This window comes from Gimesia benthica (assembly GCF_009720525.1).
Classification (GTDB): Bacteria; Planctomycetota; Planctomycetia; order Planctomycetales; family Planctomycetaceae; genus Gimesia; species Gimesia benthica.
This window is the reverse complement of record NZ_CP043930.1, coordinates 7,917,494-7,943,816: the sequence shown is the minus strand read 5'-3', so window position 1 is coordinate 7,943,816 and position 26,323 is coordinate 7,917,494. Positions and strand designations below refer to the sequence as shown.

The 26,323-nt window shown below is 51.6% G+C and carries 21 protein-coding genes; 9 read left to right on the top strand and 12 right to left on the bottom strand.

The features are described from left to right. The first annotated feature begins 103 nt into the window (after positions 1-103). A complete protein-coding gene (locus F1728_RS30840; RefSeq protein WP_155367223.1) occupies positions 104-796 on the top strand; it encodes a phospholipase D-like domain-containing protein in 693 nt (230 codons plus the stop codon). Positions 797-845: 49 nt separating this feature from the next. After that, the gene (locus F1728_RS30835) at positions 846-2,216 is read left to right on the top strand and encodes a sulfatase family protein (RefSeq protein WP_155367222.1); all 1,371 of its coding nucleotides are present in this window, start codon (positions 846-848) and stop codon (positions 2,214-2,216) included. 11 nt (positions 2,217-2,227) lie between these two features. Here F1728_RS30835 and F1728_RS30830 read toward each other — a convergent pair whose 3' ends face one another. Then, positions 2,228-2,749: a leucine-rich repeat domain-containing protein gene (locus F1728_RS30830; protein ID WP_155367221.1), complete on the bottom strand. Its 522-nt coding sequence runs from the start codon at positions 2,747-2,749 to the stop codon at positions 2,228-2,230. A gap of 176 nt (positions 2,750-2,925) precedes the next feature. On the opposite strand from F1728_RS30830, the gene F1728_RS30825 reads away from it, so the two are divergent. The 3 genes from F1728_RS30825 to F1728_RS30815 all read left to right on the top strand — a co-directional run bounded on the left by F1728_RS30825 (position 2,926) and on the right by F1728_RS30815 (position 7,403). Beyond that, positions 2,926-3,459, top strand: coding sequence for a peptide chain release factor family protein (locus tag F1728_RS30825; protein ID WP_194242608.1), 534 nt, complete (start codon positions 2,926-2,928; stop codon positions 3,457-3,459). Positions 3,460-3,676: 217 nt separating this feature from the next. Continuing rightward, positions 3,677-5,026 carry a DUF58 domain-containing protein gene (locus F1728_RS30820; RefSeq protein ID WP_194242607.1) on the top strand — a complete coding sequence of 450 codons (1,350 nt, stop codon included), beginning with the start codon at positions 3,677-3,679 and terminating at the stop codon, positions 5,024-5,026. Positions 5,027-5,084: 58 nt separating this feature from the next. Beyond that, complete coding sequence (locus F1728_RS30815; RefSeq protein ID WP_155367219.1) at positions 5,085-7,403, top strand: transglutaminase TgpA family protein; 2,319 nt, start codon at positions 5,085-5,087, stop codon at positions 7,401-7,403. Between the two features lie 25 nt (positions 7,404-7,428). Here the strand turns inward: F1728_RS30815 and F1728_RS30810 are convergent, their stop codons facing one another. From F1728_RS30810 to F1728_RS30790, 5 genes are all read right to left on the bottom strand, one after another. Then, on the bottom strand, positions 7,429-8,538 hold the full coding sequence (locus F1728_RS30810) for an ABC transporter permease (protein WP_145041226.1): 1,110 nt from the start codon (positions 8,536-8,538) through the stop codon (positions 7,429-7,431). Between the two features lie 66 nt (positions 8,539-8,604). Next, the gene (locus tag F1728_RS30805) at positions 8,605-9,591 is read right to left on the bottom strand and encodes an ABC transporter permease (RefSeq protein WP_155367218.1); all 987 of its coding nucleotides are present in this window, start codon (positions 9,589-9,591) and stop codon (positions 8,605-8,607) included. A gap of 111 nt (positions 9,592-9,702) precedes the next feature. Next, positions 9,703-11,613 carry a peptide-binding protein gene (locus F1728_RS30800; RefSeq protein WP_155367217.1) on the bottom strand — a complete coding sequence of 637 codons (1,911 nt, stop codon included), beginning with the start codon at positions 11,611-11,613 and terminating at the stop codon, positions 9,703-9,705. A gap of 246 nt (positions 11,614-11,859) precedes the next feature. Further along, positions 11,860-12,270, bottom strand: coding sequence for a CAP domain-containing protein (locus tag F1728_RS30795; RefSeq protein ID WP_194242606.1), 411 nt, complete (start codon positions 12,268-12,270; stop codon positions 11,860-11,862). A gap of 208 nt (positions 12,271-12,478) precedes the next feature. Beyond that, a complete protein-coding gene (locus tag F1728_RS30790) occupies positions 12,479-14,341 on the bottom strand; it encodes an ABC transporter ATP-binding protein (protein ID WP_155367215.1) in 1,863 nt (620 codons plus the stop codon). Between the two features lie 174 nt (positions 14,342-14,515). On the opposite strand from F1728_RS30790, the gene F1728_RS30785 reads away from it, so the two are divergent. Both F1728_RS30785 and F1728_RS30780 read left to right on the top strand, forming a co-directional pair. Continuing rightward, positions 14,516-15,463, top strand: a complete 948-nt coding sequence (locus F1728_RS30785; RefSeq protein WP_155367214.1) for a glycoside hydrolase family protein — start codon at positions 14,516-14,518, stop codon at positions 15,461-15,463. A gap of 16 nt (positions 15,464-15,479) precedes the next feature. After that, positions 15,480-18,077 carry a DNA internalization-related competence protein ComEC/Rec2 gene (locus F1728_RS30780; RefSeq protein ID WP_194242605.1) on the top strand — a complete coding sequence of 866 codons (2,598 nt, stop codon included), beginning with the start codon at positions 15,480-15,482 and terminating at the stop codon, positions 18,075-18,077. A 16-nt stretch (positions 18,078-18,093) separates the two neighbouring features. Here the strand turns inward: F1728_RS30780 and F1728_RS30775 are convergent, their stop codons facing one another. The 4 genes from F1728_RS30775 to F1728_RS30760 all read right to left on the bottom strand — a co-directional run bounded on the left by F1728_RS30775 (position 18,094) and on the right by F1728_RS30760 (position 22,706). Further along, positions 18,094-19,062 carry a tetratricopeptide repeat protein gene (locus tag F1728_RS30775; RefSeq protein ID WP_261344490.1) on the bottom strand — a complete coding sequence of 323 codons (969 nt, stop codon included), beginning with the start codon at positions 19,060-19,062 and terminating at the stop codon, positions 18,094-18,096. A gap of 94 nt (positions 19,063-19,156) precedes the next feature. Beyond that, entirely contained in the window at positions 19,157-19,384 is a 228-nt protein-coding gene (locus tag F1728_RS30770) for a winged helix-turn-helix domain-containing protein (protein ID WP_145439962.1), read from the bottom strand. A gap of 184 nt (positions 19,385-19,568) precedes the next feature. Next, a complete protein-coding gene (locus F1728_RS30765) occupies positions 19,569-20,027 on the bottom strand; it encodes a hypothetical protein (protein WP_155367211.1) in 459 nt (152 codons plus the stop codon). A 150-nt stretch (positions 20,028-20,177) separates the two neighbouring features. Beyond that, positions 20,178-22,706, bottom strand: coding sequence for an excinuclease ABC subunit UvrA (locus F1728_RS30760; RefSeq protein WP_155367210.1), 2,529 nt, complete (start codon positions 22,704-22,706; stop codon positions 20,178-20,180). 139 nt (positions 22,707-22,845) lie between these two features. Here F1728_RS30760 and F1728_RS30755 point away from each other — a divergent pair, with 139 nt between their 5' ends. Beyond that, positions 22,846-23,472 (top strand): DOMON domain-containing protein, encoded by a 627-nt coding sequence (locus F1728_RS30755; RefSeq protein WP_155367209.1) that lies wholly within the window; start codon positions 22,846-22,848, stop codon positions 23,470-23,472. Positions 23,473-23,540: 68 nt separating this feature from the next. Here F1728_RS30755 and F1728_RS30750 read toward each other — a convergent pair whose 3' ends face one another. Beyond that, the gene (locus F1728_RS30750) at positions 23,541-23,819 is read right to left on the bottom strand and encodes a hypothetical protein (protein WP_145185291.1); all 279 of its coding nucleotides are present in this window, start codon (positions 23,817-23,819) and stop codon (positions 23,541-23,543) included. A 446-nt stretch (positions 23,820-24,265) separates the two neighbouring features. On the opposite strand from F1728_RS30750, the gene leuB reads away from it, so the two are divergent. Beyond that, on the top strand, positions 24,266-25,339 hold the full coding sequence (gene leuB, locus F1728_RS30745; RefSeq protein WP_145041252.1) for a 3-isopropylmalate dehydrogenase: 1,074 nt from the start codon (positions 24,266-24,268) through the stop codon (positions 25,337-25,339). Positions 25,340-25,428: 89 nt separating this feature from the next. Here leuB and F1728_RS30740 read toward each other — a convergent pair whose 3' ends face one another. Then, on the bottom strand, positions 25,429-26,307 hold the full coding sequence (locus F1728_RS30740) for a hydroxypyruvate isomerase family protein (protein ID WP_145439958.1): 879 nt from the start codon (positions 26,305-26,307) through the stop codon (positions 25,429-25,431). Positions 26,308-26,323 lie beyond the last annotated feature (16 nt).

Sequence of the window (26,323 nt, the reverse complement as noted above, 5' to 3'; positions counted from 1 at the left end):
AGTGTCTTTTCCAATCCCTGGGGAAACGCTACTATAAAATATTGAGTGCGCAAAGCTTGCACTGCCTGTCTTTATTGTAGCCTGCCCCCGGTAAGAGACCATCATGGATCGTTCACAAATTCGAAAGATGCTGCTGCAGACGTTTGAAGATTTTCAGATGACCCGCAGTGAACGTTCCGCATTGAGTCAGATTTTTGATCATTTGAACCTCTCAGACCACCATCTGGCTCTCATCCGTGCAGAGGCATTTCAGATCTTCAAAGATCAGCAACCGGTACCCGGCATGCGTGAAAAAAGCCTCGGCTGGCTGGAAGACGTGATGAAGATCCTTTCGCGGCCGGCCAGTGATGAAACTGCCATGAAGTCGGAAGCCTGGTTCAGTCCACACGATGAATGTGCCCATCGCATCTGCAGAATGATTGGCTCAGCGACTCGTCAGATCGATATCTGTGTCTTCACGATTACCGATGACCGTGTTTCCGAGGCGATCCAGGAAGCGCACCGCCGCAGTGTCTCGGTGCGTATCATCTCCGATGATGAGAAGTCCTCTGATCCCGGTTCCGACATCGACCGTCTCTCGCGTGCCGGGATTCCGGTTCGCATTGACCGCAGCCAGTATCATATGCATCATAAGTTTGCACTCTTTGATTCGAAATACGTACTAACCGGCAGCTACAACTGGACCCGGAGTGCGTCTGAGAAAAACGAAGAGAATTTTATCATCACCAGCGATCCAGCGTTGCTGTTTCGTTTTGAATCCGAGTTTGAAAAGTTGTGGAACGAATACGAAAACTGACGATGTTAACGCCTTGAATAGTGTCTACGATCAGAGAGAAAGCTCATCCATGAACGTGCTCAACCTGCTCCGCTATCTGCTTCCGGTATTTCTGGTTCTGATTTCTGGAAACCATTCCCTTCAGGCTGAAAAGAGCCTGGCACGTCCCAATGTGCTGGTGATCCTTGTAGACGATCTGGGATATGGCGATCTCAGCAGCTATGGTGCTACAGATCTTAAATCCCCTCACATCGATGCGTTGCTGAAACGGGGCATGAAATTCAATAATTTCTACGCCAACTGTCCGGTCTGCTCCCCTACCCGGGCAGCATTGCTCACGGGGCGCTACCAGGACATAGTGGGGGTGCCCGGCGTCATCCGAACCCATCCGCAAAACAGCTGGGGTTATCTCGTCCCCTCGGCGGTTACCCTGGCTGATGTCTTTCAAGAGGCTGGTTATCACACAGGGATTGTGGGTAAATGGCACCTGGGCCTGGAAACGCCCAATGTCCCGAATCAACGTGGCTTTGATTTCTTTCGCGGTTTCCTGGGTGACATGATGGATGATTATTACCACCATCGACGTCACGATGTCAATTACATGCGATTTAACGAAAAGCAGGTGGATCCGGAAGGGCACGCTACAGATCTGTTTACAGAATGGACCTGCGATTTCCTCAAACAACAGGCACAAACGGAGCAGCCCTTCTTTCTGTATCTGGCTTATAACGCTCCACATACTCCCATCCAACCGCCGGCTGACTGGCTCGAGAAAATCAAACAGCGCGAAGCTGGTATCGACCCAGCCCGGGCTAAGCTGGTGGCGCTGATCGAGCATCTGGATGCGGGTATCGGCGAGGTGGTGAAAACCCTGGATGAAACCGGATTAAGCGAGAATACCCTGGTTATCTTCAGTTCCGACAATGGTGGCCAGTTAAGTGTAGGAGCCAATAACGGCGATCTGCGTGACGGTAAACAGAGCATGTATGAAGGTGGACTGAAAGTTCCCACGGGCGTTGTCTGGAAAGGTCACATCTCACCGAATACGGAATCCGATTTCATGGCAATGTCGATGGATCTGTTTCCCACCGTCTGTGAAGCAGCTGGTATCAAAGTCCCTGCAGGCCTGGACTCGGTCAGCATTCTACCGACACTGGAAGGTAAGCCACAAAAACCATTGCGAAAGCACTGGTTCTTCCGTCGACGTGAAGGGGGCAACCGTTATGGTGGAAAAACCATCGAAGCCGTTCGCAGTGGTGACTGGAAACTGCTGCAGAACAGTCCCTTCGCTCCGCTGGAACTTTACAATCTGAAAGCTGATCCCCTCGAGAAAGAGAATCTGGCAGAAAAGAACCGCAAGAAGTTCAATGAGCTTTCCACACTCTTACGTGCAGAAATTCAGCGATACGGCAGTGTTCCCTGGCAGAAACCACTCAAGTAAGTCGGACGAGCTTATTTATAAACCGTCGCGCCACCCAGATTGGATTTGAGGTCATCAATGGTCTGGGGCTTAATCACGGTTCCGTAGAGGAAGATTTTCTTCAGCTTGGGAAAACGGGTCAGTTTGCTGACTTCAGCATCGCTCACACGTGTGTAAGACAGTTCCAGTGATTTCAGACGGGGGAGATCCTGAATCAATACCAGCCCCTTGTCCGTGAGATTGGTGCCATGCAGGTTCAAGGTTTCCAGATAGGGCAGATCTGACAGTTTCTGCAAGTCGATATTTTTCAGTTTGGCATTTGTCAGATCGATTTCCCGAACGGCAAAACCCGATTCCGGGATATCGGCGGCTGTCTCAATGGGGAGATCGCTATGGACCGGTACCACTTTTCCTCCCAGTTTCAGTACAAATTCTGTGGCTGCTTTGCTGTTGGAATCACTTTTATTTCCACAGCCGGTGACGAGCAGGATTGTCAGACTGAATACCAGCCTCCACACTAATTTGCTGGAGAATGCTTCTTGTGACCAGTTCATGGCGTTTTCCCGTTTTCGGCTAAGATGTGGTTTCTGTCAAAAAATTCTAGAGAATTCTTTTCCGGCCCATCTATAATATATCATAAGACCGTGCATCATAATCGGTTGCAACCGATCTGTGAAGCTGGTCAGAGAAAACTCGCGACATCCCCTGACTCGAAAAGTGACCTATCAGAATGACATCTTCTTCCCCTGAACTGCTGGCGGATGAAATCCACCCCGCCTCGTTGGATCAGGATCTCTTATTGAAAGATTGCCAGATTCAAAATGTGCGACGCTCCGGTCCGGGAGGCCAGCATCGCAACAAGGTTGAAACCGGAGTGGTAATCAAGCATGTGCCCACGGGAATCACCGCCGAAGCTTCGGAGAAGCGGCAACAGGGGCGGAACCGCTCAGTCGCCCTCTTCCGACTTCGCATCAATCTGGCGATTGAGTGCCGGTTAAAGCACTTCGGAGAGGCTCCCTCCAAACTCTGGCAACGCCGGATTCTTAACGGGACTGTGAAAGTCAATTCCGAACATGATGAGTTCCCGGCTTTGCTGGCAGAGTCCCTCGATGTTCTGACGCACTTCCAGTTTGATCCCAAGGAGGCCAGTCAGTTTCTGGGCTGCACCTCTTCACAATTAATCAAGTTTCTAAAGAAGGAACCCCGAGCATTTGCCTGGTTGAATTCCAAACGTCAGGCAGCGGGAATGCACGCCTTAAAATAGAGTACAGACCATCGATACATTTTGAGAACGCTTAGAGTGCCCGGCTTCACTTGCATAGAACTTTGAATTCTGGCTGATAGAATGGAGACTGTTTCCGGATTCACCAGGACACGGCATCAAGACAAACCGACCCCCAGATAGCAACTGGCATTTTATGAAGCATTTTTTCCACCATGTATGGCAAAAACGGTCGCAAGTGGGGCCTTGGCTGTTTTTGATGCTGCTTGCGGGCATCATTTTCAAGTACACCTATGACGCTCCCCTGACCCTGGGGCAGTTCCACCATAATCTGCCTCTGCTGCTCCGCGTGGTCGCGGTGGCCCTCTGTCTGTGGAGCATCTATCAGATCCTGATGGTCTTTTTCCCAGGCCTGCAGAAATATCAGATCAAACGGATCGGACGCAACCGAGTCTCCCTGCCCCGGGACGGGATCGTCTATCTGTTGATGATGACTGTCCTGTTTGTGGGCTCCGTGCTCTCCCGGGAGAACATGCTGATGCTGGTCTTCGCCATGATGACCGGGCCATTCGTGTTGAACGGCTGGATCACCTACAGCATGCTGAAACAGATTCAGCTGAAACGCTTGATTCCCCAGCGGGTCATGGTCGGGGAGACTTTCACCGCCGAAATCATACTGGAAAACAATAAAAAGGTACTCGCTGCGCATCTGATGGAAGTGACTGACGAAATCATCAATGGAGATGACCAGTTAAGCCCGTCGGTTGTATTTCGCAGAGTCGGTCCTCGGCAGCAGGTGTCTGCGCATTATTCTGCCAAACTCATGCGTCGGGGAATCTATGAATTTGGTCCCCTGCAGGTATCCACGCGCTATCCCCTGGGACTCGTCAAGCGGGGGGCGGTCTTTTCCGAATTCAGTGAGTTAATCGTTCATCCGCAGATTGGTCGTCTGAGTTCAAAATGGGCGGACGATTTTTTCTCGATTGCAGAAGTCGCTCAGCAGAGCCGCAGTCGCAAAGGCGTGTTTGATGACGAATTCAATCATATCCGTGAATATCGAACCGGTGACAGCCAGCGTGCGATTCACTGGAGGAGTTCCGCGCGTCTGGGTGAGTTGATGGTTCAGGAATACCACCAGAACCGCAATTACGACCTGATTATCGGCCTCGATCTATGGTTGCCCGCCTATCCGAGTGAGCAGCAGTCCGAACGTATGGAGTGGGCGATCAGTTTCATAGGCACCTTATGCCGCGAACATTTACGCTACAGCCGCGATACGAAACTGACTCTGGTATCGCAAGGGAAAACCCTGGAAACACTGGAAGTCGGCATCGGATCACAAGGGCTGGAATATCTGCTGGACTTTCTGGCGACGGTGCAACCGGGAAGATCGACCGTCAAGAAAGAGTTTCCCAGACTGGTGGCTGAAGCCAGCACACCTCGCTCCCGTACCGTGCTGATTACGACACGCAGCGAACAGGACGTCCCCAAACGGGAACGTCTGCAGACCTGCTTCGAAGAGCCGGGTAACGAGCTTAGTGGTCAATGGAGACTGCTCGAGGCTGACCCCGAGATTCTTTCCCGCTGGTTGATTTTGGAAAACAGTTAATGAATTGATTGGTTGGTTGAAATAACGTTCCGCCATTTCAGATAGAGAAGAATTACTGGTGAATTTAACTCTCATTTTTCAGATCAGTGTTTACTGCCTCATCGCATTGTCCAGCTTCATGTTCATGCTGGCCGAAGGGGGCCTGTTTCCACAGCTGTTCACAATTCCTCTTGGGTTAATCACCCTGTTTTTCACCGATCGCTGGAACAAGTTCAGCATGAGTCCGCTCTGGGCGAACATCCTGGGGCTCCTGGCGTTTCTGCTGGTGTGTGGCGAATTCTTTTCTGATATCGAAGGCCGTCTGCTGGCGGGGGCGCATTTCCTGGTCTACCTGACCTGGATCATCCTGCTGCAGAAAAAAGGGGATACCCAGTACTGGTGGCTGTTTGCTCTGGGATTTCTGCAGATCGCCGTCGGGGCGGTGTTGACCGAGTCCGGTTACTATGGAATTCTGCTGGTCGTCTATCTGTTTCTCGCTTTCTGGACGCTCACCGTCTTCTCGATCTATCGCACCGATAAAACATTCTCCAGTCAGCAGACACCGACTCCCCTGCCGCGTACCGCGGTCGCTACGAGTACGACCTCCCCATTTCACCGGCAGAGTCACGTGCAGGACGGCATTCAGTCAGATCAGACACGAAAATGGATCACGGCAGAATTTATCTGGTCGTCGATAGGCTGCTCCATCAGTGCGCTGATCATTTCCATGTGTTTCTTCCTGTTGATTCCGCGACTGTGGGTCAATCGCTCCTTCTTTAACAATGAGACTCTCGAAGCCGAAAAGCGTCCCCTGGTAGGATTCGCTGAGAAAGTACAGCTCGGTGAAATGGGAGAAATCCTGGAAAGCTCTGAGCGCGTACTGGAACTGACAGTTTACGACAACCAGACCGAGGAACCGATCCCCGTCATGGAATTCGTCAGAATCCTGGGTATGGACGAGCCTCTGTTTCGCGGTGCGGTTCTTTCGACCTACGACAACGGCAGCTGGAGTCGGCTGCGCCGTCACTCCAACTGGCGGTTACTGAATTCGCAGGAACTGGAAGTCAAAGATCTCTATCGGCAGGAAATGGTGATGCAATCGATCGGGACCAATGTTCTGTTCGTGCTGCAACCGATCGTGGGCATGGACATGCTCAGTAAAACCGAAAATACGTTGAATCTTGATACGCTGGAAATCCGCCAGACCCACCCCCCTGAGGTGGATGGGAACACCAAATACAATGTCTTTACCGCCAAGGATCTGGATCAGAATATTCTGATGAATCAGCTCGATAATGAAGAGGTCTATCTGGACTTGCCCCGCAAAGATTTACGGCGGCTGATTCAGTACACGAAGCAGTTGATCGCCGACCATCCCGAGTTGAAGACGAATCTGGCTAAGGCAAAGTTTCTGGAATCGCATTTACGCGATTCCGGTGAATTCAGCTATACACTCAACATGTCGATCGTGGATCCGGAAATCGATCCCGTGGAAGACTTCCTGTTTAATCGCAAATCAGGACATTGTGAATATTACGCATCAACACTGGCACTGATGCTACGTGCGATTGATATTCCCACGCGAGTAATCAGTGGTTTCAAAGGGGGGGATTCCAGTTATCTATCGAACCAGTTTGAGGTACAACAGCGTTACGCCCATTCGTGGGTTGAAGCGTTTCTGGACGGCAAATGGATCACAATGGACGCCACTCCCAGCCTGGAGCGGGCAGAGATGGTTGCCCAGAGTGCGCCCTCCCTGGGAAGCTGGAAGGGAATGTCGAAGTTCTTCAGCCAGTTCTGGTCTGATTATGTGATTGGAGTCTCTTTTCAACGGCAGAAAGCGACCTTCTACGATCCCCTGCTTCGCGCTGGTAAGAAAATCGGAAACCGTCTACTCGATATCCGAACGACGACCGTCAGTATGTTTCAGTCCATCAAGAAGTTCCTCTCTTCCCCCCGTCGCTGGTTCAGCTGGGAAGGTGCGGCCGCTGTCTTCATTATTGCCGGTCTGTTCTTTGCTCTGAAATGGTTTTGCCAGGTTATGATTCGTCTGATCCGTAAATTACTGGCCAGGAACCAGGACGAGGAAAGTAAAATGCGTTCTGCCCAGATTGCATTTTATGAACGGTTCCAGAAACTGCTGGCCAGTAAAGGCTTGATTCGTAAACAGACAGAGACTCAGCAGGAATTCTCTCATCACGTGAAAGTAGACCTGAAGCAGGAACTGACTCAGGCGCAACTCACCGAATATCCGGAAGAAATCTCCCGACTGTATTATCAGGTCCGCTACGGAAATCATCCCCTGGAACCGGAGCAGTCTGCAGAGATCGACCAGAAACTGACGACACTCGAATCAGCATTGCTGGAGCAGAAAGAGGGTTCCACCGTTGCAAAGTAGAGTGGTCCCTACGATTCTCTCAGGTTCAAGCATCCCGCAGTCGAGGATCTGAAGCTTCCTGCAATCCTTCGCCGATCAGGTTATATGCCAGCACGGCCATAAAGATCGCCATCCCCGGGAAGAAGATTAACCACCACATCTGCAGGTTCTGACGCCCCATATTCAATAGTGTTCCCCAGCTTGGATTTGGGGGAGGTGCTCCGAATCCCAGGAAGCTCAGTCCGCTTTCAATCAGGATGGCGGCAGCAATTCCAAAGGTGATGGGAACCAGAACCGGTGCCAGCGAGTTGGGCAGAATATAGCGAAAGATGATGCGAAACTGTCCGACCCCGGTGGTCTTTGCGGCCAGGACGAAATCGCTTTCTCGCAGCTTCATGAATTCAGCGCGTGCCAGTCGGGCAATACCAGTCCAGCCGGTACAGCCAATAATGGCCATCATATGCCAGATAGTGGGTGCATCGATGATGGCAATGATCGCCAGAATCAGAATCAACGTCGGAATGCACATTACAACCTCGATGACTCGGCTGAGCACCATGTCGATGCCTTTGCCATAAAAACCAGCCAGTGCGCCGACAATGATTCCAATGACTCCCGCAATGCCCATCGAGACGAAACCCACCGACAAAGCAATCGTGGTTCCGTGGACCATCTGTGCGAAGACATCCACACCCCGTTGGTCGGTACCAAACCAGTTACGCAAACTGGGCTTCCCGTTGTCCTGGGTTGGATTTCCCGGCATTCCCTTCCATTCGTCGTCATACACGCGGCGATAAGGATCCTGATAGACCAGTGGCCAGATCGCCCAGCTGTCGGGATCTTTCGCTTTCAGGTTTTCAGGATAGCGGTTGCGAAAACGGTCTTTGTAGAAGATCGGGTTTTCCCATTCGCGGCGAAAGTAGCCCATCGCAGGAAAGTAAATGTGACCTTTATATTTACAGATGATCGGTTTGGTCCCGGCAATTGCAGGAGCAAAGACAGCCACCATGCAGAGAAAGCCGATGTAGATCAGAGCGATCATCGCCATTTTGCGATGCTTAAAACGCTGCCAGGTCTCAGCCCAGAAACTGGGTGACTTTTTGACCTTCTTCGGTGCAGTGACATTATTCTGGTCAGTGTCAGATTTCTGTTGCATGATGAGTAATGACTTTAAGAGAAATCAGTTTCAGATATAAACCATGGTTGAGTACAGGAGCCGGCATCAGTGATCAGAGATTTTGACCCGGGGGTCAGCCATCGCGTAGAAGATGTCGGCCATAAGTTGTCCTGCCAGAGTCAGGATCGAAAACATCAGTGTCAAACCCATGATCGTCGGGTAATCCCGTTCCAGAATGGATTCAAAATAAAGCTGTCCCATACCGGGCCAGCTGAAGATCCGCTCGATAATCACTGACCCTCCCAGCAGCGAGGGAAGTGTCAGCCCAATGAGAGTCACCAGCGGAATAAATGTATTGCGGAAAGCATGTCTGACGAGAACATTCACGGGCCCCAGACCCTTGGCGCGAGCCGTGCGGATGTAATCCTGTCGCAACACTTCGTGCATATTCGCCCGAATGAACCGGCTGTAATACGCCAGGCTGCCATAGGTGTAGCAGATAATCGGCATGATGGCGTGCAGGAAGATGTCCCAGACCTGCTGGATCGTCGACATCGAGCTGTAGTTATCGCTCTTCATGCCATACAGAGGCAGCCAGCCCAGTTTGTTGGCCAGATAGATCTGCAGAAACAGAGCCGCTACGAAACTCGGGAACGAATACAGCATATACAGAATCGTGCCAATGGTTCGTTCGTCGAGATGTCCCTGACGCGCCGAGGAGTACAGTCCCATCGGAATAGCCAGCAGATAGGTTAACAGCAGTGAGCTCACCGAGAGAATCAGCGTCGGTCCGATCCGTTCGCTGATGAGACGGGTCACAGGCTGCTTTCGGGAAATGGAACGCCCCAGATCGAGACGGCAGACATTACTCACCCACAAGACATACGCCTGCGGCCAGGGCTTATCCAGCCCGTAGGCTTTTTCCATTCGCTCACGGTCTGCCTCACTCAATTCCTTGCCAGGGTCGATCATCGCCATGGCAGTTGAGAGCGGCGTTCCCGGCATGTTACGAATCAGACCGAAGATGATAAACGTAATCAGCGTGAGTGTGACTAACCCGATGAGGAGCCTTCGCACGAAGTAACTGAACATGCTATTGAATCAATCCATTATCAGAATCAACAAAAACAGTAGCTTTCGTTCCGCCACAGGCTGAGCAGACCCTTAGCCTGTGATGACTCGAATCAGAGCAGCGTACGATGACTATTTCTCGACCGGTTTCCAGAGACTGCCAAAACCGGGACCGTACCCGTAAGGACCACGGGGGCTGAAGACATAGCCTCTCAGGTCTTTATTGAAGCCGTAGAAGGAGTTGCGGTAGTAGAGCCAGGTGTAAGGCTGATCTTCGTAGAGAATCTTATGGATTTCTCCATAGATTTTGGCACGCTTGTCCTTATCAAATTCCCGACGCCCCTCTTCAAACAGTTTGTCGACTTTCGGGTTAGAGTACTGTCCGTAGTTACGGCCTTCCCCTGTTTTCCAGAGGTTCATGCCGGTATCAGGGTCGGTGCCGGTTCCCCAGCCACCGAACATGGCCTGGAACTGATGTTTGCGGGCTTTATCCTGCATCACGGTAAATTCCGTCGCTTTGACCTCGCAGATAATCCCGATCTGGTCGAGGTTCTCCTTGAGGAGCGTACAGATGGAAAGTGACAGCGGTCGGTTGGCCGTCATAATGCTGAAGCGGAACGGAATCGTTTTTCCGTCGAATTCTTTATCGCGGATCCCGTCGCCGTCATGGTCGATCCAGCCAGCTTCATCCAGTAATTGTTCTGCCTTCTTCAGGTCCTGGTGGAACGGTTTCGTCATCGGCTTGGGCGACATCCAGGCCGTTTCATGAAAAATACCGGTACAGGGCTGATAGAGTCCGTAGCAGAGTTCATCCAGCATTTCCTGATGATTGAACGCATAGGACATCGCGGTTCGCACTTTCTTATCCTGGAAGAACAGCGTTTCGCAGTTCCAGCCAAAATAGAAATAGACCCATTCCAGTCCACTGGCTTTGGTACAGACGTCATAGAAATCTTTCCCTTCCGTCTGGGTTTTCCAGAGTTCGGGATTCAAAGCCATTTCGTCGATTTCGCCATTTTTCAGAGCGAGCAGTGCCGTATTGGGATCTTCAATAATTCGCAGGCGAACCCGTTCGAAGTAAGGCCGACTGCGAACCTGTTTGCCATCCTGCATGTACCAGCCTTCCCGGCGTTTGAGCAGGATCTCCTGTCCACGAACCCGTTTTTCGTATTCGTAAGGGCCGCCGGTGACCGGGCTGTTCTCGTATTTGACGTGGTATTCGCTGTCTTGCAGCGTGGGATCGCTATCCAGTTCTTTGGAGTAGATATGTTTCGGAATAATCGGGAAGTTCAGATTCCAGACGTTGGTCGGCAGTGCTTCTTTGTGAAAGAAGACGAGTGTCTGATCGTCGTAAGCTTCGATCCAGCGGATCTGGTCGGTTCCCGAACGAACGGCAGGCACCGGAACGTCCGGATTCATGATTGTCTTGAAAGAAAATACAATGTCGTGCGCGGTAATCGGTTCGCCGTCTGACCAGGTCAGGTCGTCCCGCATGACGACTTTGTCGTACTTCTTATCTTTACTGGTCTGCCAGGAAACGACAGTGTCAGCGACAGCAAAGGGACGGAAGTTCCAGTCGAAACTAAACAGTCCGAAACCGGTTAAGGAACCCACTTCGAATTCGACCGCGGAGCTGCCCATGATGGGGTTGGTGCTTTTCATATCCGCACCAACGTGGCGATTGATGGTCGCGCCCCAGTCAACCTGTTCGTCATTTTCAGGCAGACGTCCCAGAGCACTCAGGATCTTTTCATTGTTTTCCTGGGTGTCATTTTTCAGCTTCAGAGCTTCTTCCACAGAGACCAGAGGCTTTTCCTTACTCTGTCGCTCACGCATCAACTCAAGACTATCCAGCACCGGCTGATCTTCCCATTCTACTTTTTCATCCAGTTCCGCCAGTGACGGGGCATCGAATGGCTCGAGCAAAGGCTCGGATTTCTCAGCTTCTTCTGTGGTTTCGGGGGCAGGTCCGGGGCAACCCGTCAGGAAGAAGGTGAGTAAAATAGTCAAAAGCAATCGATTCAGCGTGGATGAGTAGTACATGGATATTCCTTCAATTACTCCATTGGATCGTCGGGAAAATCTCGGGTGGATTCAATCGGGGTTCAGATCACTGCGAAACAGGTTCTGCGAGCTATTTGTAGTAGATTGTGGCAGACTCTGTCAAATAGAACAAGGCTGATTCTGGTTTTAAAGGCAAGTTGCGTTTAGACTTACCATCAACCAAAATCAGCCTGATTCAGTGAAAATTCAAATTGTCATCCCGGAAACGGGATCAGGGGGTGAATCCTATTTGAAAACTCCCACCCAGTAGTGTTGTCCATTGCGGATCATATATCCGAAGCCCACCTGTGATCCGGTCAGCATGATCGAATGGTGTGCGGGCGATGCAATCCAGCCATTGACGGCAGCTGCTGCCGAGGTCGGTCCCTGGAAGATGATTTCCGGCCAGGGAAGGTTGCTGTGCTGATAGTATCCGGTGTCGGCCATCCAGGTGGCATGTTCCTGAGCTTGCAGGCACATATTGGTATTCAGTGTCAGGGCAGGCATGCCGTTACGGGCACGTTCCTGGTTGTGAAGTTCGAGCAGTCGCTGAATGGTAGGATGTTTGATCAACCAGTCATGCTCTCCCTCTTTCTTTTCGTTCTCCTCAGAAAAAGCCGGCTGAATCAACAGCAGGCACATTAGACTTGCAAACACGACTCTCCATAATGGTCTTATAGTCATAATCCCTTTTCCTAGTCCTTCCCTATAGGATGTTAAGATGTGGGGCCGACGAAAACTTTGACGGTCCCGTAACCTGAAGGGCAAGGTTAGCAACGGTAAAACGGCCGGTCTACTGTTCGGAAAGGGGAAAATTCAGAACTCGGATCATATTGAAGAATCCACATATTATTGAGTGTTGGCGCTACGAATTCTGCTTTTTTCTATGTTCAACCCGGAGCCGTATTTGCGCCAAGTCATCAGTAGGCACTGATTCGATGAGACGTTTTGTATAGTCCTGCTGTGGGGCCTGATAAATCAGTTCTGAGGGGCCCAGTTCGACGAGTTTTCCCTGATTCATCACTGCCATCATGTCTGACATGAACTTTACAACACTCAAATCGTGACTGATAAAAATGTAAGTCAGGTGATGCTGTTCCTGCAGATCTTTGAGCAGATTCAGCACCTGCGCCTGCACGGAAACGTCGAGAGCCGAAACAGATTCATCACAGATAATGAACTCTGGCTCGACCGCCAGTGCCCGGGCAATCGAGATGCGTTGACGCTGACCGCCGGAGAATTCATGCGGATAGCGATCGAGATAATCAACCGTTAACCCGACCTCTTCCAGCAGTGCCGCAGCACGATCGCGCCGATCCTGTTTGGAGCTTCCCAGATTGTGCGCGATCATCGATTCGGTAATGATCGTCGAGATCATCATGCGGGGGTTGAGTGAACTGTAGGGATCCTGAAAAATAATCTGCACTTTACGTCGAAACGGTTTTCTGCCCGAACGACTCATGTGTGCCAGATCATTCCCCTCGAGCAGAATTTTCCCATGCGAAACTGGTGCCAGGCCGACAATGGCCTTTCCGGTTGTCGTTTTTCCACAACCGGACTCCCCTACCAGTCCCAGTGTCTGCCCACGATAGATATTCAATGAGATGCCATCGACGGCACGCACATGGTCGACCGTGCGACGCAGGACACCGCTTTTGATCGGGTAATGCACGTGCAAATCATCGAGACTTAAAATTGGTTTCTCACCGTCCTGGACACATTCCGATTCGGGAAGATTCTGCACCGTGTCCCACTGGTAACCCATCGACTCCAGTTCGCTCCGCGGATGCAGCAGGCGGGGACGACCGTGAGTCGTCAACTCAAGAAAGCGGCTTTCATCGAACTCTTTTTCCTCGATCCGGTAGTCACCGGGTGAGGTTTCTTCGAAATCCATAAAGTCAGAAACGGTAGGCAACCGCTTAAAGGATGTATCGAGTGCCGGACGACAGGCAAGCAACCCTTTGGTATAGGGGTGCTCTGCATTTTCAAAGATCTCCATCACCGGTTTGTATTCCACCAGTTTCCCACGAAACATGACGGCCACATCGTCGGCGATTTCCGCGATCACTCCCAGATCGTGGGTGATGAACAGTACCGACATGCCACGCTCATCCCGCAGTTTGCGAATCAAATTCAGAATCTGTGCCTGAATGGTCACGTCAAGGGCGGTCGTGGGTTCGTCGGCAATCAGCAGTTCCGGGTTACAGCTCAAGGCCATCGCGATCATCACGCGTTGTTTCTGGCCGCCTGACATTTCGTGTGGATAACTCGAAAAACGTCGTTCCGGGTCCAGAATTCCGACTTCGTGAAACAGTTCAATGGTCCTCTGTTTTGCCTCAGCCTGACTGACCTTCTGGTGCAACATGATGGCTTCCATCACCTGCTTGCCGACCCGGAAAACTGGATTCAAAGAAGTGCCGGGTTCCTGGAAAATCATGCTGATTTCACGGCCGCGAATCTTCCGCATCTCGGGATCGGGGAGCTTAACCAGGTCTTCTCCCAGGAAGGAAATCGAACCGCCATCAATCTGCGCAGCGGTATCGGGGAGTAGTTTCATGATCGACAGTGAAGTCACTGACTTGCCGGACCCCGATTCTCCCACCAGCCCCAGTGTTTTCCCCTTTTCAATATGAATGGTCAGATCTTCGACAGCTTTGACTACGCCACGACTGGTGTGAAAGTAGGTCTTAAGCCCCTGGATATCGAGCAAAGCGGCAGACTCTGTCATGGGATTTCCTCTTGAAATCTATGGCATCATATGGGGAATCATCAGGCGGATCCGATTTCCGCAACCACGCTTTTGTAATTTCAAAAGCGATCTGCGTATAATAGCGAAACTCCGAGGAGTTGGCAGTGGAAACACAAGAAACCTGACGATTGTAGGAAAATGAATCGAATCACAATGAAACGCACTCTGACTGTAATCTTTTCTGTCCTGTTCTTTCAAGCCCTGATCGTTTCTCTGCCGGTGCAGACACTCAGTGCAGAAGAGATCACATTTCCCGATGAACTCACAAAATTCGTCCCTTATCAGCACAATCCGATCTTCGAAGCCCAGGGGCCTGGACACTGGGATGTCAAAATCCGTGAACGTGGGTGGATCATGCCGGAGGGGGATCTGTATCACCTCTGGTTTACGGGTTATGACGGCAGCCGCGAGGGGCTGAAAAAGCTGGGCTATGCCTGGTCATATGATGGCATCCACTGGACTCGTTCCCCCTGTAATCCGATTTACGAGAAACACTGGGTTGAAGATATGATGGTCCTCAAACATGAGGGGACCTATAACATGTTTGCGGAAGGCAAGAACGACATTGCTCAGCATCTGGTATCTACCGACGCTGTGAACTGGAAGCGGGTCGGCGCTCTGGACGTTCGACTGAGTAACGGAAAACCGATTCCGGAGGGGCCCTATGGAACCCCGGTTGTCTGGCATGAAAACGATCAATGGTACCTGTTTTATGAGCGACGGGACGCCGGCATCTGGCTGGCGATTTCTCCCGACATGAAAGTCTGGACCAATGTGAACAACGATCAGCCGGTGATGGTGCCTGGCCCGGGCAAATACGATCAGAAAATGATCGCCATGAATCAGTTGATTAAGCATCGTGGAACCTATTACATGGTGTTCCACGGGACGGCGGCGGCCAAAAAACCCTCTCTCTGGACGACAAACCTGGCGGCTTCCAAAGATCTGCTGAACTGGGTCAAATATCCAGGGAATCCCCTCACCAGACCGGAAGCCAATCAGTCCAGTGGACTGTTAATACCGGATGGAGAGCGTTTCCGCTTCTACACGATGCATGGTCAGGTTGATCTGCACCTGCCCGAAAATTCAAAATCGGAATGAATCAGGAAAGCAACTCATGAGCAATTCTTCTCTGGAAAGACCGTCGGTCACTGCAGAGAGGGATCGCGAAGTGAACCTTTTTCCCCGTTCACCTGCCCTGACAGTACTGCTGGTATTTACCGGCGGGATTGTAACCGATGCCTTTTATCCACTTCCGCTGGGTGACTGGATCTGGTTCAGCGGTCTGGCGTCACTGCTGTGGTGTGTTGCCTGTTACCAGCGTCGATTCGCCATTTCGGGGTGTCTGTTACTCATCTTGCTATTCTGTATGGGAGGACTGCGGCACCATGTTTTCTGGTATAGTCATGCACCGGATCACATCAGCCGAATATTTGATGACGGACCGACCACAGACGACACAAGTAAACTGGTGCGTGTGACAGGCATTATCAGCACGATGCCTGTTACAGAAATCGCTGATGGGGATGAGCAGTATAATCCTGACGCTCCTCAGCAAAGGACAATGCTGGTACTCGCGTGCCGGAAGATTGATACAGGGCAAAATCAGTTTCCGGTCTCCGGAAAAATACAGGTCTCAATCTACGAGCCAGCCACGCCGGGACGATCGGTCCCCTTTTCACTGGGCGATACGGTTACCGTCTGCGGAAAATTAACCCCTATCAGTGGTAAGCTGAATCCACAGGATTTTGACTTCAGCCAATATTACCGCAAACGGCAGATCGAAGCCCGTCTGTCGGTAAAATTTTCAGAAGCGGTAAGTGTTATCACTCCCAGTGCTCGCTGGTCATGGAGTTCTTTTCGTCAAACTCTGCGCCAAAAAGTCAGAGACAATATCATTCAACAGACGTCAGGAGAGACTCAAGGAATCGCCCTGGCACTGCTGCTGGGAGACCGATCGGAATTGCGGCCCGAAACTCAGCAGAAGTTCAGTCGCTCCGGACTGGTGCATTTCCTCGCGATCTCCGGGCTCCATATCGGTTTTTTCAGCCTCTTTGTCTGGAGTTTCTGCCATGTATTAAATCTGCCTCGCAAGGTGGCCTTTGGACTTCTGGTGCTGGCGATTGGCTTTTATCTTTCCATTATTGAAATCCGACCTCCGGTTTTGCGTGCGGCTTTCTTTTGCCTCCTGGCCGTCCTGGGACTGATCAACTGGCGCACGATTACTACAGTGAATCTGGTCTGTGTGACTGCACTGGTGATTCTGATCATCAATCCCACAGACTTGTTTGACCCGGGAACACAATTATCTTTTCTCGCTGTTGCCGCCATTTTGTGGACCGTGCAACAGGACTTTTACAGCAAGCCGTTCGCACAATCCTGGATACCGTTGCGCTGGCGTATTCTGGCCGAGGATCCGGTCCTGCAGACACCGTTACACAAGGTCCTGATTCGACTGTTCCGGATGTTTTACAGCGTTTTTCTGGTTACGTTGATGATCTGGCTGCTGACGGCACCGCTGGTCATGTATTATTTCAACCTGCTGGCTCCGATCGGATTGCTGATCAATACCCTGGTGTTTCCGTTCCTGTTTCTGGTGTTACTCTTGGGATACCTGCTGATTTTCGCGGGACCGATTCTGCCCTGGGGAACGCACCTGTTTGGTTACTGCTTCAACAGCAGCTTGCAACTTTTATTGTCTCTGGTTGATTTCGCATCACAGATTCCCGGCGGCCACTATGAGTTACCGTCTCCCCCGGCCTGGTGGCTGATCTGTTATTATTCGTTTATTCTCCTTGCCGTTCTTCCGGTAAGAGTGACTGCTGATCTATTTTCGCCCGCGTGGTTACGAAAGATCCGACTGTCACTCGTCCCCTGCTGGGTACTGGGGGGACTGATTTTCCCCATTGTCAACCACGCTGAACCCGCATTGAAATGTACGATCATCGCCGTTCATCACGGTGCGGCAATCCTGATTGAATCCCCGGCTGGTCCGACCGTACTCTACGATGCCGGTTCGCTGGCGCCAGTCGAAGGAACCAGTGAGATTATCCGCAAAACGCTGTTGGCGCACGGTATCCGTCGCGTAGACCTGCTCTTGCTCTCGCATGCAGACAAGGATCATTACAACGCGGCATCCCGCCTGCTTGAGCGGGGGTATGTCAGAGAACTGGCCTTCCCGAAGTCATTCCTGGACCACCGTCAGGCAGGTACGATTGAATTAAGCGAACTGGCAGAGGACGAAGGATTACCGATGACGCTGGTCAGCAGAGGTGATCAGCTGAATCTTGGGGCAGGCGTTACAATCCAGATTCTGCATCCAGGCAACGCGCAGGCTTTCGAAGAAGATAATGCCGCCAGTCTGACGGTGCTGGTTTCCTATCAAGGTAGAACGATTTTGTTGACTGGTGATCTGGAAGGAGATGGATTACAGGCACTGCTTGCGCAGGAGTCGCCCGGGACAATTGATGTACTCCTCTCCCCGCATCATGGCAGCCTGACAGCGAACACACGGGAGTTGGCAGAATGGGCCAATCCGGATCATGTGATTGTGAGCGGAGGCAAACCGCAGACGATTGACCAACTACAGCAGGTCTATGCACCACAAACCAGGGTTTACTCCACCTCAACCCACGGTGCCCTGACCTGCTCCATCAGACATGATGGGAAAGTTTCAGTCACGCCCTATCGAACGCAGCGTCGTTTGTTGCGGTAAAGCCGGGATCAGCAGTTTACTGCATGTCGATCGTATTCATCAGCTCTTCATGAGCACGGATTTCCAGCATGCGATGCTTGAGCAGTTTCCGCATATCGTTCATCGTTTTGAGTTTTTTCTGGAAGTCCTCATTCACCTGGGCCAGTTCAGAGTAATGTTTTGCCCCCTGCGAGATACAACGGTTGAGGTTCAGAATCGAGGGAGTGACGCCCGTTTTCAGATCGCGGATAATGCTCTCCGCCGCAACCTGCACTTCTTCACAGAGTTTATGCAGGTCCCTGCGATCGATTTCGCGTTCTTCTTCGGTGATGTCTCGCGTTGCAATCGAAACGTTTTTTTTACGTAGCGTTGATTCATCGACGAGTCTACCGAAGGGATTAAAACCGGCTTTTTCTTTGGTCGTTTCAACCTCGAGAAGTTTGAGCGCATTGATCGCCTTTTTGAAGGAAGGCGTGATTTCCAGAGCGCGGCTGAAGCTCATATGCGCCTGGGTATGGTTTTTCATTTCGAGATAAACATTACCCAGGTTAAAGTGAGCATCGACCATATCCGGGTCGAAAGTGATCGCCTGCTTGTAAGCAGTCACCGCCATACTGAGCTGATTCAGGCCTTTGTGAGCGATGCCCATATTGTAAAACGCGTCTGCCGATTTCTTATCCTTATGCACCGCTTTGCGGAGCACGTCCAGAGCCTGCCGATATTCTCCCATGCGATTATAGATGGCTCCCATGTTAATGTAGGGAGAGGCATCGGCCGGGGAAAGCCTGGAGAGAGTTTTGAAGTGCTCGATCGCTTCCGGGTATTTTTTGAGCTGGAAGAAAACTGTGGCCAGACCGGTGTGAGCTTTCTTTTCCGTCGGTTTGGTACCAATGATCCGCTGATAGATCTCAACGGCCTCATTAACCTTACGCTCTTTCAGTAACTGACGTGCCTGCTGGTAGAGTTCGGTCAAATTTGAGCCTTTCATCAGTAAAGATTCTCCCACAGGGCAATCCCGAAACGACTCTGATTCCAGTCTGTCCGCAGTGATGTGCCCAGATCGCTGCGGGCAGTCAGAAATCAATCTGTAGAACTGTCTGCTATTCTTCCTTCAGAGAAATGAGTTTGCTGCGAGAGCCTTTGTGAAAGCAAATTTTTCCTTCGCGGCCCAACCAGCCTACGGCCTGCATTACCAGATCGCGGGGAGCATCTATTTCACGAGACAATTTGCTTAAAGTAACCGGCTCATTCTCGCTCAAATATTGCCAGACGAGGCCTGCAACGACTCCGATGCTCTCGACCTGGTGCGACTCAATTTCCACTGACATCAGTCTGCTCCTGAACTGTAAACGTGTCGATTACGGTTATAGAACGTCAGTCACATTATCCAGATTAGGAGTTCGATCTACAATACCTCATCAGAAAAAACGTAAAATCGACGGGGATTCCACCGGGTTTCGTGAATAATTCTGAGGATATCTCTGGGGGAGTGGGAACGGATTTCGGCGATCCCTAGACGATGTCCAGATATCCCTCATAGCCGCTGTCAAACACATCCAGGCTGGCTGAAATTGCTTCCAGATCTTTCCGAGTTTTGGCGAGTTCCTGATCTGTTCCCTGATAGAGCACGAATGCCGTAAACAGATCCGTCTCGAATACGCGGAGAAAGGCGCTGTTTATCAGTTCAGAGCAGACAAATTCCAGATCGCGTGCCAGGCAGGTTTTCCCTGCCAGCTTAACGTCGGTTTTATAGACATCGACTTCTTCGTATTCTTCCCGAAAGACTTCCAGTGAGCGGTTGAGTAATTCCTCTGGGGGGACATCGACCATGTAGAGTGAGATCAACCAGAAAGACGATTCTTCACTGCTGACGCTGATCTGGATTTCTCCGTGCTCTTCATCGACCTGTTTGGAGAGTTCCCAGTCATCGGGATATTCAAAGGAGATACCGTATTCGTTAAATAATTTCATGACGTTTCTGTAACTGTGCTTAAGAGCCGGGAATTTCGTTCTTACAGCGTTATCTGTCTGTACGGTACGCTGCGGGAGAGGATTATAGTTTCCTGCAGCTATGATTTCAGGACTGTACTGCGAACTTTTTCTAAAACATTCCGAACCCGTTTATCGCAACAGAAGTTCAGACAGCATTTCACCGGTCGCCCCTGCTTTTCGCTGGGCCACATCCCGGGGGGAGCCGGCATCGAGCAGGTAACCACCGGCTTCGCCTCCCGTCGGTCCCAGTTCAATCATCCAGTCAGCCTGGATGATTGCCTGTGCCTGATGTTCGATAAACAGGACCGAATGACCTGCTCCAACCAGTCGTCGTAATACCTGCATTAATTGATCGATGTCATGCACGTGCAGCCCGCGTGTCGGTTCATCGAGTACAAACAGCGTTTGTCCTGGCGTGCGGGTGATGAGTTCTTTCGCCAGTTTCAATCGCTGAGCTTCACCGCCGGATAGCATGTTGGCCGGCTGCCCCAGTGCCAGATAATCCAGTCCCAATTCAACCAGGACATTAAGCACATCGCTGACCTTGGGAATCGCCTCCAGAAACTGTGCCGCCTCTGCTATGGACATGTCGAGCAGATCGCTCACACTTTTGTCACGATACTTGACGGCCAGTGTCTGTCGGTTAAAACGCCGCGTGCCACACAACTCACAGGGCAGATACAGGGAAGGCAGGAACTGCAGATCAACACGCCGGTACCCTTGTCCCTGACAGGCCGTGCAGCGTCCCTGTTTTGAATTGAAACTGAAACGGCTCGCCGTGTATCCCCGCAATCGCGCTGTCTTAGTGCGCGCGTATAATTTGCGGACTTCATCCCAGATTCCACAGAACGTCGCCGGATTAGAGCGACCGCTGCGACCAATGGGAGTCTGATCAATGGTCTTCACCTGTTGCAGGTGTGCGACTCCATCCAGGGAATCGTATTCTTTGTTCTGAACCTGCTGCTTTCGTAATTCCGCCTTCAGAGCCGGCACCAGGGTTTCCATGATCAGGGTACTTTTCCCACATCCACTGACGCCGGTGACACAGACGAGTTGTCCGAGGGGAAGTTCGAGTGTGACGTTTTTCAGATTATGCAGCCGGGCCCCGGTCAGGCTGATTTTCGCGTCTGACGGGGGACTCGTCAGCGCGTCTGGAAAGTGAGCAGCGTGGCGGAGTGCCCGGGCGGTAAACGATTCTTCATTCTGGACCACCTCCTCGTAAGAGCCCGCGGCGACGACTTCGCCTCCCGCCTGCCCTGCCCCCGGCCCCAGGTCGAGAATCAGATCACCGGCTTTGATCAGGTCCAGATCGTGTTCTACCACAATCACGGTGTTACCATTCTGCTTAAGGCGATTCAGAATGGTCAGGAGTTTTTCCGTCTCTTTTGCATGCAAACCGGCAGTCGGCTCGTCGAGAATATAACAGGCGCCGGTTGTCTCACTCCCCAGGCAGGCCGCCAGTCGCGCCCGTTGCAGTTCTCCCCCTGAAAGCGTTCGGACAGGCCGGGCCATCTGCAGGTAATTCAGGCCGATTTCCTCCAGATACTGTAAACGACTCCGAATCGGCGGCACCAACTGGCTGGCAATTTCCCGATTTCGGGCGCCGGACTGTTCGAGCTCCTGAGACTCCCACTCACGCAGCCAGGCGGTGATGCCTGAGGGGGTCATTCGCATCAGCTGGTCAATGGAGGTCTGGTGTAGAAAAATGGATCGGGGATAGATATTCAGTCTCCCTCCCTGGCAGTCAGGGCATACGGAGACCGTTTGCTCATCATCGTCCGCTTCAATCACCCCCAGCCCATCACAGACGGGACAGGCTCCGTAGGGGCTGTTAAAGCTGAAGGTGCGGGGTTCGGGATCCGGGAAACTCAGATTACACGCCCCACAGGCCAGGCGGGTGCTCAGATATCGGTCCGACCAGCCCTCTGGTGTCTGATGGGTTACATAACAGGCTCCATTGCCATGCTTGAGAGCCAGATCGACTGATTCCTTGAGACGGGCCTCAATCCCCTCTTTGACGATAATCCGGTCGATCACAATTTCAATATCGTGGTCCGTCTGCTCGTTGAGAGAGGGAGCCTGTGTGACATCCAGAATCTCTCCGTCAATGCGTGCTCGCACAAACCCCTCTTTGACAATCTTCTCCAGAAGCGCAGAGTGCTGCCCCTTCTTACCGCTGACCACCGGCGCGAGAATCATGACCTTCTGCCGATCTTCCAGTGCCAGTATCAGATCGACAATCTGTTCGGCCGACTGCTGGTGCAATGGTTGCCCACAACGCGTGCAATGTACGATTCCCACTTGTGCATAAAGGATGCGAAAGAAATCGTAGACCTCGGTCAGCGTCGCCAGTGTGCTGCGTTTCGACTGGGTACGTGGGGTCTGTTCAATACTGATCGTGGGGGGCAGTCCTGTGATCAGGTCCACATCAGGAGGTGTCATCTGGCTGAGTAATTGACGGGTGGCCGGCGAGAGGTTTTCCAGGAAGCGCCGCTGACCTTCGCTGTGCACGGTGTCAAACACCAGGCTGCTTTTGCCACTACCACTGACTCCGGTCACCACCGTCAGTTGCTGATGTGGAAAAGTGACGTCGATATTTTTCAGATTATGGCAGCGAGCCCCATGAATCTGAATGGCTTGCATCGACTGGCTGGGCATAGAAGGCTTTCTGAATCCCGGTTGGTTTCAATAAAAAAACAGCTGGGAAAGAACGGGGACAACGCTGGATGGGGTGACAGGCAACTGATATGATTTTAATCGCTGTTGAGAATATTAAAAGTTCAGGACCAGAAAGCTTATGTCGATCATTCCACATTCGTTTTACTTTCGCCACGCGATCACGCTGCAGGAAGTAAAAAAGATTCCCCATCAGAAGGGGCGGCTGCTCAAGTTGCCCGCTGCCTGTACCCTGCCCGATCTGACGTTTCAGCAGGATGCCTCAAAATGGGGAACGGTCAAGCTGGCCTGGAATAACGAGGGACTGGGAATCAGTCTGAAAGTGGATTCGAAACAGCATCCCACGACGCCCGCAGAGACCTTTCAGGTCTGGATTGACACACGCGATACCAAAAACATCCATCGGGCCAACCGGTACTGTCACCTGTTTCAGTTCCAGGCCTGTGGAAATACCCGCAAACAGCCACTCTGCACGCAGATGACAATCAATCGCGCCCAGTCAGACGCTCCGCAGTCAGACCTCTCTCAGATCAAACTCTGGTCGGACCTCAAAAACAACGGCTATGAACTGGAAGCCTGGCTGCCTGCGGAAACGCTCAATGGCTACGATCCTGCCGCTTATCCCCAGCTTGGCTTTTACTATAAGATCTTCGATTCGGAACTGGGTGAGCAATTCATGACGATCAACCAGGAATTCCCCTTTGGCCAGGACCCGAGTCTCTGGTCGACCATGCGACTGGAATCCTGAAACGAAAACAGCGATGAACCAGGTATGGTCATCGCTGTTGATCTGATATCTCTGAGATCAGTCGGAGATTATTTGTTTTTTTTAGGCAATGCAACTGCGTAAAGCATGGTGACTGCACCGATCGACATCAGGCTGAAGGCAGCCCAGTCAGGGGGATTCAGTTCTTCCTGCTGATCCTCATTCAGTGAGGTCATCCCCAGAAATCCACGGAACTCAGGTTCGCGAACGGGCTCTGGTTCTTCTTCCACCGTCACTTTGTGTGAGAGGACCATCTTGTCCACAAACAGAAATGACGTACCCGTCAGCAGTACAAATAAGCCGGCAGCAAAAAATGATGAGCGAAACATGCGATGTCCCTGTCCTGTAGCATACATCGATTACTATTTCGCTAGCTCCTCCTGAGCGTAAGCCCCTTTCCAAAAAACCTTCCTGACCAGTCTTGGGGGCTGTGAATGCGAATCGACGAAGTAAATCAAATAACGACCCACTCTGCAAAAACAGCGGGTTCTTATCTTTCTCTATCGGTAACTTGCTCTTTTCACTTGATTTTCTATAGGAATTCAACAGATTCGGATAATACCAGCTGTCCGATTATGACAGTCATAGCGATCACCAAAGGGGTGTACATTCCGTTTTAGACGCCTTCCAACCGCGAAACTGCATCGTGACCGGGATCCATAAAAAATCGCCTGAGCCACGACTGGAGTTTTCACTGTTCAGTCGCTAAATTGACTCTTCCGTATGATTTATCAATCGTTTGCAGAAAAATTTAAGATCTAGTGAGGAAAGTACCGTGGAAGCTCGGATTACCCTATTACCCGGCGATGGTATCGGGCCGGAAATTGTTGCACAGGCCAAGCGAGTTATTGATACGGTTGCCGATAAATATGGCCACCAGTTCGAAACTCCCTCCTGCCCGATGGGAGGCAATGCCATCGATGATTTCGGCGATCCGCTGCCTCCACAGACTCTGGAGACCTGCCAGGCATCGCAGGCGATTCTCCTGGGAGCCGTCGGTGGTCCTAAATGGGACGATCCAACCGCGAAAACACGTCCCGAAGCTGGTTTGCTGAAAATCCGTAAGGAACTGGGACTGTTCGCGAATCTGCGTCCGATTAAGCCTTACAGTGAGTTGCTCGATGCCTCACCACTCAAACGGGAAATCATCGAAGGCACCGACATTCTCTTTTTCCGTGAACTGACCGGCGGGATTTACTTTGGTGAGTCAGGCCGTATGGAATCTCCGGATGGCGAAAAAGCATACAGCATGATGACGTACACAACGTCGGAAATCGCCCGTATCGTCCGCCTGGCTGCAGAATCGGCCCGTAATCGGCGGGGCAAGCTCACCTCCGTCGACAAAGCGAACGTGCTCGAAGTCTCTCGTCTCTGGCGTCAGGTTGCCGCCGACGTGATCAAGAACGAGTTTCCGGATATCGAATACGAAGTGGTTCTCGTCGATGCAATGGCCATGCACCTGATCTCACGACCTTCTGATTTTGATGTTGTCGTCACTGGAAACATGTTTGGCGACATCCTTACTGACGAAGGATCGATGCTGCCCGGTTCGCTGGGACTGCTCCCCTCTGCATCACTGGGCTCCGATGGCCCCGGCCTGTATGAGCCGATTCATGGTTCCGCACCGGATATTGCCGGCAAAGGGATTGCAAATCCACTGGCAACGATTCTGGCCACCGCCATGCTGCTGCGACATTCACTCAACCTGGAAACGGAAGCAGCTGCCGTCGAAGAAGCTGTCGCCCGGGTTGTGGCTGCAGGACATCGTACAGCTGATATTGCTGCCGGTGGTAAGAGTATTTCGACCAGTGAAATGGGCGACCTCGTCATTCAGGAACTGACTGCCTGAGAACGGTATTCACCGTAATTCAAAGTAAAACGGCTGGGAAGAAAAATGATTTCCTTCCCAGCCGTTTTTTGATTCTGCAGCTGAATTGCTTAGACGTCACACAGGATGACGGCTTCTTTCAGACCCTCGTAGGGATCGCGAGTTGGAATGAATTCCTGTCCGACAAATCCCTGATAGCCAATATCGAGCAGCGCCTGCATGATTGGCGGATAATTGATTTCCTGTTTCATATCCAGTTCGCCACGCCCTGGATTCCCGGCTGTGTGCACGTGCCCGATGTAGTCCTTATGTTCGTGCAGGCGACGGATCACGTCCCCGTCCATAATCTGGACATGGTAGATATCAAACAGCAGCTTCATTCGGTCTGAACCGACCTGTTTGATGATGTCGATGCAGTAATCCGTATGATCTCCCTGATAGCCGGGATGACCTTTCATGGGATGGCTGCTGTCACGAGAATTCAGCATTTCCAGGCAGAGATTCACATTATTCTTCTCGGCGTAACCGATGATCTTTTTCAGGCCGGCAACGCAGTTCTTCGCTCCTTCATCATCGCTGATACCGTCCCGCATGCCGGTGAAAGTGATCACATTTTTGACGCCGCCCGCGGCACATTCATCGATTCGCTTACGCAGAATTTCAATACATTGATCCCAGTTATCCGGGTTGTTGAAACCGACTTTGAACCCGTGGCTGGATGCGATCGCGCAGGTTAAGCCATGTTTCTGAAGTGTTTTCCAGTTCTCGGCTGGCGTCAGTTCTACACTTTTGATTCCCAGCTGACTGGCGACCTGGGCCGTTTTATCGATGTCCCAGTACTTCTTGAAGCACCAGTGAACAACTGACTGATTGATATTTCCCTTAAGTGTTTTGGAGGAAGAAGCATGGGCCGCCGAAAGCCCGAGCGCAGTTGCTGCCAGAGCGCCTGATGTCTGCAGCATGTTTCGACGACTGATGGGTGAGTGCATAAGAACCTCTGTTTCA